The 12,669-nt window shown below is 66.1% G+C and carries 10 protein-coding genes and 1 tRNA gene; 3 read left to right on the top strand and 8 right to left on the bottom strand.

Annotated elements, in window-relative coordinates:
- Nucleotides 1-57 precede the first annotated feature (57 nt).
- Nucleotides 58-336 carry a cell division protein CrgA gene (gene crgA, locus HMPREF3088_RS06070; RefSeq protein ID WP_012359318.1) on the bottom strand — a complete coding sequence of 93 codons (279 nt, stop codon included), beginning with the start codon at nt 334-336 and terminating at the stop codon, nt 58-60.
- Between the two features lie 145 nt (nt 337-481).
- Between crgA and HMPREF3088_RS06065 the strand changes: the two genes are divergently transcribed.
- Entirely contained in the window at nt 482-1,168 is a 687-nt protein-coding gene (locus HMPREF3088_RS06065) for a glutamine amidotransferase-related protein (RefSeq protein WP_070758893.1), read from the top strand.
- Nucleotides 1,169-1,198: 30 nt separating this feature from the next.
- On the opposite strand, the gene pknB is transcribed toward HMPREF3088_RS06065, so the two are convergent.
- From pknB to HMPREF3088_RS06030, 7 genes are all read right to left on the bottom strand, one after another.
- Nucleotides 1,199-3,376 carry a Stk1 family PASTA domain-containing Ser/Thr kinase gene (gene pknB / locus HMPREF3088_RS06060; RefSeq protein ID WP_070758892.1) on the bottom strand — a complete coding sequence of 726 codons (2,178 nt, stop codon included), beginning with the start codon at nt 3,374-3,376 and terminating at the stop codon, nt 1,199-1,201.
- Nucleotides 3,377-3,553: 177 nt separating this feature from the next.
- Nucleotides 3,554-5,197 (bottom strand): serine/threonine-protein kinase, encoded by a 1,644-nt coding sequence (locus HMPREF3088_RS06055; RefSeq protein WP_070758891.1) that lies wholly within the window; start codon nt 5,195-5,197, stop codon nt 3,554-3,556.
- Between the two features lie 2 nt (nt 5,198-5,199).
- Nucleotides 5,200-6,648 carry a penicillin-binding transpeptidase domain-containing protein gene (locus tag HMPREF3088_RS06050; RefSeq protein WP_070758890.1) on the bottom strand — a complete coding sequence of 483 codons (1,449 nt, stop codon included), beginning with the start codon at nt 6,646-6,648 and terminating at the stop codon, nt 5,200-5,202.
- Entirely contained in the window at nt 6,645-8,030 is a 1,386-nt protein-coding gene (locus HMPREF3088_RS06045; RefSeq protein ID WP_070758889.1) for an FtsW/RodA/SpoVE family cell cycle protein, read from the bottom strand. The genes HMPREF3088_RS06050 and HMPREF3088_RS06045 overlap by 4 nt, the downstream gene beginning before the upstream one ends.
- 1 nt (nt 8,031) lies before the next feature.
- Nucleotides 8,032-9,600 carry a PP2C family protein-serine/threonine phosphatase gene (locus HMPREF3088_RS06040; protein ID WP_070758888.1) on the bottom strand — a complete coding sequence of 523 codons (1,569 nt, stop codon included), beginning with the start codon at nt 9,598-9,600 and terminating at the stop codon, nt 8,032-8,034.
- Nucleotides 9,597-10,112, bottom strand: coding sequence for an FHA domain-containing protein FhaB/FipA (locus tag HMPREF3088_RS06035; RefSeq protein ID WP_012359325.1), 516 nt, complete (start codon nt 10,110-10,112; stop codon nt 9,597-9,599). The genes HMPREF3088_RS06040 and HMPREF3088_RS06035 overlap by 4 nt, the downstream gene beginning before the upstream one ends.
- A gap of 184 nt (nt 10,113-10,296) precedes the next feature.
- On the bottom strand, nt 10,297-11,529 hold the full coding sequence (locus HMPREF3088_RS06030; RefSeq protein WP_070758887.1) for a DUF3662 and FHA domain-containing protein: 1,233 nt from the start codon (nt 11,527-11,529) through the stop codon (nt 10,297-10,299).
- Nucleotides 11,530-11,854: 325 nt separating this feature from the next.
- On the opposite strand from HMPREF3088_RS06030, the gene HMPREF3088_RS06025 reads away from it, so the two are divergent.
- Nucleotides 11,855-11,939: transfer RNA gene (locus HMPREF3088_RS06025), tRNA-Leu, on the top strand.
- 101 nt (nt 11,940-12,040) lie between these two features.
- Nucleotides 12,041-12,667, top strand: a complete 627-nt coding sequence (locus HMPREF3088_RS06020) for a GNAT family N-acetyltransferase (RefSeq protein WP_070758886.1) — start codon at nt 12,041-12,043, stop codon at nt 12,665-12,667.
- Nucleotides 12,668-12,669 lie beyond the last annotated feature (2 nt).

Here is a 12,669-nt window from a genome sequence, read left to right as displayed (position 1 = left end):
GATTTCTCAGTCCAACTAATGGGGAGCAGTTCAAGGGCGGGCAGAAAAGAAGAAGGGCTACTTCCAGCCCATCGTCATCAACAAACCAACGATGAACAGGCCGAAACCGATCAGGTAATTCCACGGGCCGAGGGTGACCATCAGCGGGATGGCCGGGCCGGCGATGTAGTTCACGACCAGCCACGCCAGGCCCAGCAGCATCAGGCCCAGCATGATCACGATGTACCACCGTGGCGTGCCCGAGGCGTTCAGTTTCACCGGGGTACGGCGATCCACCCCAGCGGCGGCGCTGGAATCGAAGTTCTCCTCCGGGGAATTGATCTTTGACTTAGGCATAATTCGCTTCCATTAAAGGGCAGTGCTTCCAGCTGCTAAGGCAGCTTCCAATACAACGGCCAATATTAGCAGCTACACCCGACAATTCCGCACCACGCGGGGCGCACCGGCACAAGCGCGACACCACAGCGATAGAATCGCACCCATGCGCATCTTGGTCGTCGATAACTTCGACAGTTTCGTTTATAACCTCGTCCAGTACTTGGGGCAGCTCGGCTACTACGAGCAGGACTGCGTGGTGTGGCGCAACAACGCACCCGAGCTCGGCGGCGAGGCAGGTTTCGACGACGCCGACCTCGCCGATGTGCTGGGTCAGTTCGACGCCATCCTGCTCTCCCCGGGGCCGGGCGAACCCTCCGCCGCCGGGCACCTCATGCAGGTCATCCGCGTGGCCGTGGATAAGGGCATTCCGCTGTTCGGTGTGTGCCTGGGCCACCAGGCCATCGGCCTGCACTTCGGCGGCCAGGTTGTGCGCGCCGACGAGCTCTACCACGGCAAAACCTCGCCCGTGACCCACGACGGCACCGGCGTGCTGCAGGGCATCCCGAGCCCATTCACCGTCACCCGCTACCACTCGCTGACCGTCGACCCGGGCTCCGTGCCCGAGGAGCTGGCGGTCACCGGGCGGGTGGATTCCGGAATGATCATGGCGATGCGGCACACCAGCCTGCCGGTGCACTCCGTGCAGTTCCACCCGGAGTCCGTGATGACCCAATACGGCCACCGCATGCTCGCGAACTGGCTGATCGAAGCCGGTTTCCCCATCGATGAGGACCTGCTCGGCCGCATCGAGGAAGAGCAGCTTGCCGTGACCGGTGCGCTGAGCAAGTAGGGCGCCGACAGTCCCCGCCGACGGCGGAAACTACGGGATCAGGCGGAAGATAAAGACATCCACCGTGACCGTGGCGTTCTTGTCCAGGGTGGCACCCTCGGACGGCTTCTGACGCGCCACCCGGTCCACCCGGCCCAGGTCATTCGTCGGAACATCCACGCGGCGCAGCTTATCCGGGGAGCCTTCCCAACCCGCGGCACGCAGGGCGTCGTAGACCTGGCCGAACTCCTTGCCCGAGACATTCGGCACGCGGAACTGGTTCCCGCGGGAGACCGTCAGGGTCACCTCGGAGCCCTCGCGCAGGCGGGAGCCCTCGTCGCTGACGCTTAGAACCTTGCCCTCCGGCTCCGTGGAATCGACCTTATTGACGAGCACCGTGAAGCCCGAGGCCTCCAGGTTGGAGCGCGCATCCTCGACATCCTGGCCCGTGACCACCGGGACACGAACCTCCTGCGGGCCCGTGGACACCGTGATGGTGACCTTCGTGCCCTTCGAGACCTGCGAACCCTGCGCCGGGGACTGCTCAGTGATCTGGCCCTCCGGCACGGAATCGCTCGGCTCCTCCTTCACCCGATTATTCAGGCTCAGGCCGGCTTCCTTCAACAGCTGCGCTGCCTCGGAGGTGTTCTTACCCGTCAGATCCGGAACCTCGGTGATCTCCTTACCGGAGGACACCACCAGCGAGATCTCCGTGCCCTTCGGCACCGAGCTATTCGGACCCGGCTCCGTGCGGATCACACGGCCGCGCTCGATATCGGCGTGCGGACGCTCCTTCACGCGCAGCTCCAGGCCCAGGTCGTGGAGCTTGCGCTCGGCCTCGTCTTGGGTGAGGTTCTTGACGTCTGGGACGTTGACCGTTTCCGCCGTCGCGGCCGACCGGTCCGAGGCGATGTACGCCCAGGTCCCGGCGCCCAGCAGGAACAGCACCGCGAGGATCGCCACGACCGGGATCCACCAGCGCCGTTTCGGTTCCTCGTCAATCAGCGGGGTTTGTGTGTCGGGGTAGGTGCCGTGGTCCGGGTAGGACGTCGGCAGCTCGCCTCCTGCACCACCCGCGCCGGCGGCCGCCGGGTACGCCCCCGCAGCCCCACCGCCGTTGGCACCAGCGCCCTGGTCCGAGGCGTGCTCGCCGTTCTGGGCGAAGTTCTGGCCGCCGAGGTTGTGTTCCGCCGTGCGCTCCGTGGCGCCCGCAGCACCCGCGGCGCCCAGGCCGGCAGCGCCGAGACCTGCGGCGGCGGCCGTGCCCGCACCCGAGGACTCATCCGCGCGGTGCCGACCCCCGCCCATATCCGAGGAGCCAGCAGCACCCGCAGGACCCGTGGCGCCCGGCAGCTTCGCCACCAGTGGCACCTGATCCTCGCTCAACCGGCGCAGGTCCAGCGCCATTTCCTTGGCGTCCGCGTGCCGGTCGTCGGGGTTCTTCGCCATCGCGGTGAGCACGATGGCGTCCAAACTATCCGCCTCACGGTGGGAAAGATGCATGCCCTCGACCGTCGACGGTGCCGGCGGGGCGTCCTGGACATGCTGGAAAGCCACCGAAAACGGCGACTCTCCGGAAAACGGCGGCTGACCTGTCGCCAACTCGTAGAACACGCAGCCAGCAGCGTAAATATCGGAGCGGGAATCCGCCGACTTACCCCGCGCCTGCTCCGGGGAGAGGTACTGGGCGGTACCGATGACCGCGGCCGTCTGCGTCATCGCAGAAGAGGAATCAGACAGGGCACGGGCGATACCGAAATCCATCACCTTCACCGCGCCGGTGTTGGTGATCATGATGTTCGCCGGCTTGATATCCCGGTGGATGATGCCCGCCTCGTGGCTGAAGTGCAGCGCCTCCAGGACCTGGGACATGATGGCGGCGGCATCCGTGAGCCGCATCTTGCCGTACTCCTGGACGATGTCGCGCAGCGTTTCGCCCTGCACGCGCTCCATCACGATATAGGGCACGGAGCCATCTTCCGGCGGGGTCTGGCCGGTGTCGTACACCGCCACGATTGCCGGGTGGTTCAGCTTCGCAGCGTTCTGCGCCTCGCGGCGGAAGCGCTCCAGGAAGTTCTCGTCGCGGGCGAGGTCCGGCCGCATCATCTTGACGGCGACCTCGCGGCCGAGGAGCTCATCGACGGCGGCATAAACGTCCGACATGCCACCAGTGCCGATCTTGGCACCTAGGTGGTATCGGCCTCCGAGGATCGCCCCGTCACGGTCCACGACCGACCTCCTCTGATCTTCCAACTCACTGTGTACTGCCGCGGTACGGCTCGGGCGGGTGCCCGCCCGGAATCTGCTTCAAAGCCGGTAACTTTACCGCGCCACAGTTCCCATTACTACTTTAGTGTTTTCTTCGCCTCGGAAAGCCCGGTCGCGCAACTGGGCAACGGGCTGCGGCTAGATCGCCCGCAGCCCCAGCGCCCCGACCTCGCCATCGGCGGGGTTGGAGGTACCCGTGCCGGTTGGGCCCTCCGCGTTATTCCCCGGGTTGGGCTGCTCGCCGCCCGGGTCCGGAGCCGGCGGGACGGGGTTGTCCTCCGTCGGGGCCGTTGGCTGGGACGGCTGCGAGGGCTGGCGCGGGCTGCTCGGTGTGGGCTGTGTGCCCGTCGGTCTACCCGGCCGTGTCGACGACTGCCTGGGACGTTCCGGTCGGGTCGAGCTGGTCTCCCCGTCATCTGACCCATTGTCCTCGCTCGGCTGGGTCTTCTCCGGGCGGGGATCCACCGGCTGCTGCGGGACGTACTCCTCCTGGGTGGGGGAGGTCGTGACCTCGCTGGTCACGGTCTTCGTCTCCTGCTCCTGGGTCGAGGAGTTCGAATCGCTGAGCAGGAGGTAGCCGATCACACCCAGGCCGAGGGCTACAACCACCCCGAGCACGATCCACGGGGTCGCAGAGCCGCGCTGCCCGCCGCGACGACCCGCCGAGCGGGAGGACGCCGCCCCCGCAGCACCCGCGGCGCTGGCCTTGCGCGGCCCTTGGGCGGGACCCTGCCGCGGCGGGACAGCCGTACCCGGGCCCGACACGACCTGGCTGAGCTCCGCGTCGGAATCCTCAGGAGCAGCACCCCGGGCACCACCGTGAGCAGCGAAGACGTCCGTATGGGCGGCGGCGTCGGCAGCGGACAGGGCCGCCGGGCGAGGGGCCGGAGCCCCGGAAAGGACAGCGGCGGTGGCCTCCGCGAGCTCCTGGCCATCGGCGTAGCGGGCACGCGGGCTCTTGCGCAGGCAGGTGTTCACCAGCTCGCGCAGCGGGGCGCTGAGCTCCTCGGGCAGGGGCTCCGGCTGTTCGGAAATATGCTTGATCGCCACCGAGACGGAGGAGTCCCCGCGGAATGGCCGGTGGCCAGCCAGCACCTCGTAGGCCACCACGCCGAGGGAGTAGACATCGGAAGCGGCGGTGACCTCCCGGCCCTGCGCCTGCTCGGGGGAGACGTACTGGGCCGTGCCCACCACCATGCCGGTCTGGGTCAGCGGCACGGCCTGCGCGGCCTTCGCGATACCGAAGTCCGTGATCTTCACCGTGCCATCGGCGGTGAGCAGCAGGTTGGCGGGCTTGATATCCCGGTGCACCGTACCGGTGGCGTGGATCGCCGCCAGGCCCATCGCGGTCTGCCGGATCAGGTCCAAGGCCAGGGGCTCCGGCAGCTGGCGCTCGCGGCGCAGCACATCCGCCAGGCTCTCGCCGCGCACGTACTCCATCACGATGTAGCAGAACACCGCACGGGTCTCGTTCGTGGGCTGGGAGCCGTCCGCGGAAATCTCCCCGTAGTCATAGGTGGCGACCACATTCGGGGAATCGAAGTGCTCCGCGGCCTCCGCCTCGTTGCGGAAGCGCTCGCGGAACTCCGGGCTCTCCGTGTATTCGGGTTTCAGGATCTTGATGGCCACGTCCCGCTGCGCCACGGTGTCGCGGGCGAGCCACACCGTGGACATCCCGCCTCGGCCCACGATCCAGCTCAGCTGGTAGCGCTCACCCAATAGCCGCTGGGTGTACTCGATATCCGTGCGGTCCGGTTGGTGCTGCTCTGGGTGCTCAGTCATTTTTAGCGCTGCTCCTGCTCCGCGGCTGCGATGACGGCACGGCCGATTGGGCCGGCCACGGCGTTACCCGTGGCGCCCTGGCCCATGCCGCCACCGTTTTCCACCAGGACGGCGACGGCCACGTCCGCCTCAGTGGAAAACGCGATGTACCACGTGTGCGGGGCGGCCGCGCCGCGAACTTCGCCGTGCTCGGCGGTACCGGTCTTCGACGCGATGGTGGCCGAGCCGCCGCCACCGCGCTCGGAGCCCTGCATGAGCTCCTTGAGCTGCTCTGCCGTCTCCTTCGGAATCGCCCGGTTCAGCCGCTTTGGCTTCGTCTCCTTCAGGGTCTTCAGATCCGGGCCCGTGATCTTGGAGACCAGGTGCGGCTCCATGCGCACGCCACCATTGGCGATCGTCGCCGCGATCACGGCGTTCTGCAGCGGGGTCAGGGAGACATCGCGCTGGCCGATCGCGGACTGGCCCAGGGCCGCCTTGTCCGGCAGGTCACCCAGCGTCGAGCGCTGCATGCCCAGCCCCAGGCCCTCGTAGCTATCACCCACGCCGAAGGCCTCCGCGGTCTTACGGAAAAGATCATCGCCGTGCTTGACGCCCAGTTCGACGAAGGGCACGTTGCAGGACTTCTCGAAGGCCACTCGCAGCGTGGTGGTCTCCCCGCCCGCGCAGCGCTGGCCGTCGTAGTTCTCTAGGGTCGTGACCGTGTCCGGCAGCGTGGTCTGGCTGGCGGCGCTGACCGGAGTATCCGCATTATCGCCGGCCTGTAGTGCGGCGGCGGTGGTGATCACCTTGAAGGACGAGCCCGGGGGTTGGGTCACCTGGGTCGAGCGGTTCAGCAGCGGGGAACCTGCGTCCTGTCTGAGGGCCTCGAAGTTCGCGGCCGCTGCCTCCGGGGACTGATCCGTGATCGCGCTCGGGTTATAGGAGGGCGTGCTGGCCATCGCCAGCACCGCGCCCGTCGAGGGGCGCAGGGCCACGACAGAGCCGGAGTAACCCTTGCTAGCCAGCTCGTTGTAGGCCACCTGCTGCACCTGCGGGCTTAAGGTGAGCTCCACATTCGCGCCGCGGACCTCCTTGCCGGAGATCTGGTCCCACATACGACGAGCGAAGAGGCTGTCGTCCTCACCCGAGAGAATGGAATTCTGGCTGGCCTCGATACCGGAGGCACCGAAGCGGTCGGAGAAGTAACCCTCCACCGAGCCGAAGGCCTCTGGGGCGTAGACGTAGCGGCGGTTGTAGTAGCCGTTATCGTCCCGCACGGACTCGGCCAGTACCTGCCCGCCAGCGGAGATCTGCCCGCGCTGGCGCTGCTTCATGTCATAGAACTGGCGCGCGTTCAGCGGGTTCTCCGCCAGCTCCTTGGTCTGGAAGGCCTGAATATAGGTCAGGTTGATCAGCAGAATGACCGTCAAGATCATGCTGAAGATGGCTACGGCTTTAATCGGTCGATTCACGCGAGCTCACCTTCCGCGTTGTTCTGCGCAGCCCCCTGCTTCTCCTCGGACTTGGCATCTGTCCCGCCGGACTTGCTGCCCTCGTCCTGCACCGCGCGCCGGGCGCGGGCGGAGTCGGAGATCCGCAGCAGGATCGCCAGCAGGATGTAGTTCGCCAACAGCGAGGAGCCACCGTGGGCAAGGAATGGGGTCGTCAGGCCGGTCATCGGCATGAGCTTGGAAATACCCGCCACGACAACGAAGACCTGCACCGCGACCGTCAGGGACAGGCCAGCGGCGACGAGTTTGCCGAAGGAATCGCTGGCGTGCATGCTCACCGTGAAGCCGCGGAGCACGAAGATTGCGTACAGAAGCAGGATCGCGGATAGGCCGATCAGGCCGAGCTCCTCGCCGAAGGCGGAGAGGATGAAGTCCGACTGCACCACCGGGATCAGCTCCGGATAGCCCTCGCCGAGTCCCTTGCCGGTGATCCCGCCGTAGGAGAGGCCAAACAGGGACTGCGCGAGCTGCAGACCCCGGTTGTGGAAGTCCGCGAACGGGTCCACGAAGTTCGCCACACGGGTCTGGATCTTGTCGGACACCTGGTACACCGCGACCGCGCCGACCGAGGCCAGCCCCACGCCGAGCACCACCCAGGAGGCGCGCTCCGTCACGATGTACAGCATCCCCAGCACGGTGGCGAAGAGAAGCAGGGCCGGGCCGAAGTCGTTCTGCGCGGCGGAAATGACCATCGCCAGTCCCCACACGAGGAACAGCGGTCCCATGTCGCGCATGCGGGGGAACTGTAGCCCCAGCAGGCTCTTACCCGTCACGGAGAACAGGCGTCGCTTGCTGACCAGGAGTGCGGCGAAGAACAGCAGCAGCAGGATCTTCGCGAACTCGCCCGGCTGGATGGAGAAAGGCCCGATAGAGATCCACACGTTGGCGTCCGCATTGAGGCTGGTCGGCCACACGATTGGCAGCGCGAGCAACACCAGCCCCACCAGGCCCATCAGATAGGCGTAGTCCTGCAGCGAGCGGTGGTCTTTCAGGAACACCAGCACCGCCACCAGCAGGCCCACGCCGATAACCATCCACATGATCTGCGACTTTGCCAGGGACATGCCCGTGGCCAGGTCAATGCGGTAAATCATCACCAGACCCAGCCCGTTGAGGAGAGCTGCGACGGGCAGTATCACCTGATCCGCGTCGGGGGCCACCCAGTTCATCACCAGGTGCGCGACCAGGAAGATGAGGAAGAACCCACCGACCAGCAGGAAGATGCTGGAGCTGAGCTCATTGCCCTGCGCCAGCTCCAGCGATACGACCGCCGTCAGGGTGACCACTGCGGTGAGCAGCAGCAGCCAGGCTTCGGTCTTTCTCTTAAAAAAGCCCTTGGTCAATTCACTTCACCTCCCGGCAAGACACGCCGGGGGTCGTCAGGTCCTCAGCGCCCTTCCTGGCGGTGCTCGTGGCTCGGTCTGCGCCGGGGCGCTTCCCATTGTCCTTCTTCTCGCGGGTGACACACACCGGCAGGGTTTCCTCTGCCAGTCGATTCACCTGCTCGACGACGGCCTGGTAGCTGTCCTCCGGCATGCTCTCGACGGTGCTTCGCGCCGAGGGGGTCAGGTCGGAGGTCAGGAAGAGGTGGCAGTCCTCGGGGGAGCCATTATCTGCGCCGATGAGTCGCACGGAGGCAGATTCATCGAGGCAGATCCGCTGGTGCGTGGAGTTCAGGGAGAGGCCCAGCAGGGAGCCGGGCACCCCGTTCTTCACGACGATCTGCTTGCCCTCCACGGCGACGAAGTAGGTCTCGCCGATCTTCTGGTAACCGAAGAATCCGGCGATTCCGAGCCCAACGACGAGGATGCATGCGACGACCAGGGCGATCCAGCCCCGTCCCCGTTTCTTTTTAGGGACGTCGGTTCCGTCTGCGCTGGTGGGTTCCGCCGCGCCGGATGCGGGCGCAGCAGCCGGCTCCGAACCAGGGTCGCCAAGGGTGGCTGCCCCAGCCGGCTCCGAAACCTCCTCGGGATCCTTCGGGGGCCGAGGCGCCCGCGAGCTCGTCACGCTGGCGCCACTGGCAGCGGCGCGGGCCGCGGGCGTATCGAAGCTGCGGCTCTCCTGCATAGTGGGGGAGGCAGCACCGGCGAGCACTGGGGTCTCCGGCAGCGGGCCGCGACCAGCAGAACATGCCGCGTTACCCTCGCCTGACGCGTCGTCCTCGACATCGGCGAGGTCCACAACATCCGCGACGACGACGGTGACGTTATCTGGTCCACCGCCGCGCAGCGCCATCTCGACGAGGCGATCGGCTGCGGTGGCAGGGTCGTAGGCGTTCAGAATGTCCCGCATCGTGTCGATGCTCACCGGATCGGAGAGGCCATCGGAACACAGCATGTAGCGGTCGCCCGGCAGCACCTCAAACTCCGTGAAGGTTGGCTCCACGGGCCGGCCGGTAAGCGCCTTGAGGATCAGGGAGCGCTGGGGGTGGGAGCTGGCGTCCGTGGCGTCGAGCTTGCCCTCGTCCACGAGGGTCTGGACGAAAGTATCGTCCTTCGTGATCTGCGTGAGCTCCCCGTCGCGTAGCCGGTAGGCGCGGGAGTCGCCGACGTGGCACATCGCGGCCTTAGCGTTGCTGAATAGGATCGCGGTGAGGGTGCAGCCCATGCCCTCCAGCTGTGGGTTCTCATCCACGTGGGAGGCGATGCGCTCATTGCCCTCATCCACCGCGCGCTCCAGCACGGAGGTGAGGCGGCGGCGCTCATCCGGCTCGTCCAGGAGCGGAGAGTCCAGCGTCCGCAGGGTGTCCACCAAGAAGCGGCTGGCGACCTCGCCGGCCGCGTGGCCACCCATGCCATCGGCGAGAGCCAGCAGGCGCGGGCCCGCGTAGGCTGAGTCCTCATTATTCGTGCGCACCAAACCGCGGTCGGAGGATGCGGCGAAATCTAAAGCCAAGCGCTGATCCGTCATTGCTCCATCCTCACCTGGGTCTGCCCGATCCGGACTTCCATTCCCTCGGCGAGCCGTTCCGGCTGGTCAATGCGTTGGCCGTTCAGCCACGTGCCGTTGCGGGAATCCTGATCCTCGATGAACCAGTCCCGACCCCGGCGGATGAGCCGGGCATGGGTGCCCGACGCGAAATCATCCTCCAGCTGCAGTGTGGACACCGAGGAACGGCCGATCGTGATCTCGTCGTAGCCCTGGAAGTTCAGTGTGGTCCCGGTCAGCGGGCCACTGGTGATGATCAGGGACTTCGGCGGATTCGTGCGGTGACGCGTGCCCCGGAAACCGCTGCTAGACGTGCCACCAGCCAGGCCAACATGGGGGGCGGCGTAGCCCATCGGCGCGCCACCACCAGCGGCAGCCCCGGGGTTCGCCGCGTAGTTCAGATCCTTGCGAAGCGCGCGGAGTGTCATCCAAATGAAGAACCACAGCAGCACGAGCAGGCCGATCTTGACCACTAGTAACAGCGTGGTGTGCACGGTCTTCACTCCTTATATATCGGGCATACGTGAGCAGACGGGCCGCAGGGGCGGCCGAAGTTGTCCGGGTTTTAACCCTAGTTTAGTGAGCAGACACGCGTATAGGGGGTGGAGTGAATAGCCAAGCCCTCACGAAGCCCCCGCAAAACCCCCGAGGCAATAAACGGTAGGGGGTTGGAACGCCCTAGTGGTGGAAGCGGACCTCGATCTCGGAGTGGCCCACGGCGATGACGTCCCCGTCGGCGAGCAGCCAGTTCTCGATCGGAGTGCCGTTGACGGACGTACCGTTCGTGGACTGCAGATCGGTGAGGACCGCGTCGTAACCATCCCAGGTGATCTCCGCGTGCTGACGGGACACGCCCGTGTCCGGGATTCGCAGGTCGACGGTTTTCCCGCGGCCGATGAGGTTGCTGCCTTCGACCAGGTCGTAGCGGCGGTCACTGCCGTCCCGCAGGGTGAGGGTGACGGTCAGTTGCTCGGCTTCCGGCCGCGGCTCCCCCGTCCCACCGCGGACGGGGGCCTCCTCATTCGCGGCGTGGGTGATCACCGTGGTTCCGGGGTAGCTGTGCTCCGGGTCGACGGCGCCGTCCTGGTCCTCGTCGGCCGGTGCGGCCGCGTCCTCCTGGACGGCCGGTCCGTCCTGCTCAGCGGCGGAATAGCCAGCGTCCTCGGTGTTCGTATTCTGCCCACCGTCGACGGACTGGGCGGGGGACTGGGAAGTGCCGGGGTGGCTCGAATCGGAGTGCTCCGCGCCGTAGCCCGTGCCCGGGCTGGGGCGGACGACCGAACCCAGGCCCGCGCCCGCGGCCCCCGTCTGCGCGGGGAAGGAATCGCTATCAGCGTCATAAGCCTGGGCCTCGACCTCGCGCACCTGGCTGGGGTCCTCCGGCCACTCCCGCTCACCGGGGGCGACGTCCTCGTCCGGGCGGGAGGAAGAACCAGCGGAGCTGGAAGATTCAGCAGAGCTTTGAGAACCAGCAGAGCTGGCGTCGGCGTCGGCGCCTGCATTCTCGTCCTCGGCGGGGGAGTAGCTCTCGGGGATCTTGAAACGGGAGTCGGCCTTCAGCTGGCCCGTGTGCAGGTCCTCCTCGACCCGAAGATCAACCGTGACCTGGTTATTCGTTGTCCATCCCTCGTTGCGGATGAAACGGCCCAGGCGGGCGGAAAGGTCGCGGACCAGCGTGGGGTGGCTCTCCTTCAGGGAGTCGTAATCACGCTGGGAAATCGAGACGATGAAGAAGCTTGGGGCAAGCCGGTTGCCCTCGCTATCCACCATCACGGAGTCCTCGGCCTGCTGCTTCAGCATCTCGTCGATCTCGGTCGGGACAACTTCGCCACCGAATACCCGCGCGAAGCTGTTATCCAGGCCCCGCTGTAGTGCGCTATCCAGTTTGCGAAATTTTCCGAAAAGATCCATCGATATTTTCCTTCCTTGGACGTCTAGGCCGTCTAACCAGAAAGGCCGCGATCGGTGAATCGCTTTAGCCTCGTGGTGCTTCGCTCGTGGTGAAGGGCAGGTCGCGCTGTGCAACGCGCCGCCGCAACGGGGTAGACGCACACATGTTAAACGGCCATTATACGGGGATAACTAGGTGGGGCCGGGTTAGTGCAGGTCACGCGGTAATTTTGTTGTGGTCTATAGCTCGTGATACGCTTCTTCCTGTTGCAAACGCACCCGGCGTTAAGCCCACGCTTTGCACCCATGCGTACCAAGCCTCATCGTTTGGAGCGGATGAAGCCACGGGCGAGTGGCGGAATTGGCAGACGCGCTGGCTTCAGGTGCCAGTGTCCTTTACGGACGTGGGGGTTCAAGTCCCCCTTCGCCCACAATAGCGGCCCCAGGTCGCAGGAACCGGTGGTTCACCTTCAACAGGTGGCCACCGGTTTTTCTTTGTGCCCGGCTGAGCCCGCCGGTGGGGGCTCCTAAGATGTGGTGCATGAGTTCTGACCCACGCACCGCGAGCACCGACCCGCTCCTTCAAGCCCCGCACGGTTTCCGCCTCCGCCGGGTGAGCCCAGCCGACATCCCCCAGATCCTGGAGCTCATCCAGGACCTCGCGGAGTATGAAAAGGAACCGGACGCCGTCCACGCCACCGAGGAAGCCCTCCACGAGCACCTCTTCGGCGAGAACCCGGCTGTGTTCGGGCACGTCGTCGAGGTGCTCGACGGAGATATCGAGGACCGGGACATCAAGGACGGGGGCGTCGCGGACAGCAGCGGCGCCGAGAACGGAGACGTCGCGCCGGGCGAGCGCCCCCGCCTGGCCGGCATGGCGCTGTGGTTCCTCAACTTCTCCACCTGGGAGTGCACCCACGGCATCTACCTGGAGGACCTCTACGTCCGCCCCGAATACCGGAAGAACGGGCTCGGGAAGCTGCTGCTCCAGCAGCTCGCGCACCTGTGCGTGGCTCGCGGCTATCAGCGCATGGAGTGGTCCGTGCTGAAGTGGAATGAACCGAGCATTCAGTTCTATAAGTCCTTCGGCGCCTACTCGATGTCCGGCTGGGACACCTACCGGTTGGACGGCTCCGCGCTGCAGGGCTTCGGCTCTTAGTT

The organism is Corynebacterium sp. HMSC22B11, assembly GCF_001815965.1.
Classification (GTDB): Bacteria; Actinomycetota; Actinomycetes; order Mycobacteriales; family Mycobacteriaceae; genus Corynebacterium.
This window is presented reverse-complemented; position numbering and strand designations above follow the sequence as displayed.

Bases quoted from the DNA above. Each gene is read 5' to 3' on its own strand.
- HMPREF3088_RS06030 (WP_070758887.1), bottom strand. From the start codon at position 11,529: ATGGATCTTTTCGGAAAATTTCGCAAACTGGATAGCGCACTACAGCGG.
- HMPREF3088_RS06065 (WP_070758893.1), top strand. From the start codon at position 482: ATGCGCATCTTGGTCGTCGATAACTTCGACAGTTTCGTTTATAACCTC.
- crgA (WP_012359318.1), bottom strand. From the start codon at position 336: ATGCCTAAGTCAAAGATCAATTCCCCGGAGGAGAACTTCGATTCCAGC.
- HMPREF3088_RS06055 (WP_070758891.1), bottom strand. From the start codon at position 5,197: ATGACTGAGCACCCAGAGCAGCACCAACCGGACCGCACGGATATCGAG.
- HMPREF3088_RS06020 (WP_070758886.1), top strand. From the start codon at position 12,041: ATGTGGTGCATGAGTTCTGACCCACGCACCGCGAGCACCGACCCGCTC.
- HMPREF3088_RS06040 (WP_070758888.1), bottom strand. From the start codon at position 9,600: ATGACGGATCAGCGCTTGGCTTTAGATTTCGCCGCATCCTCCGACCGC.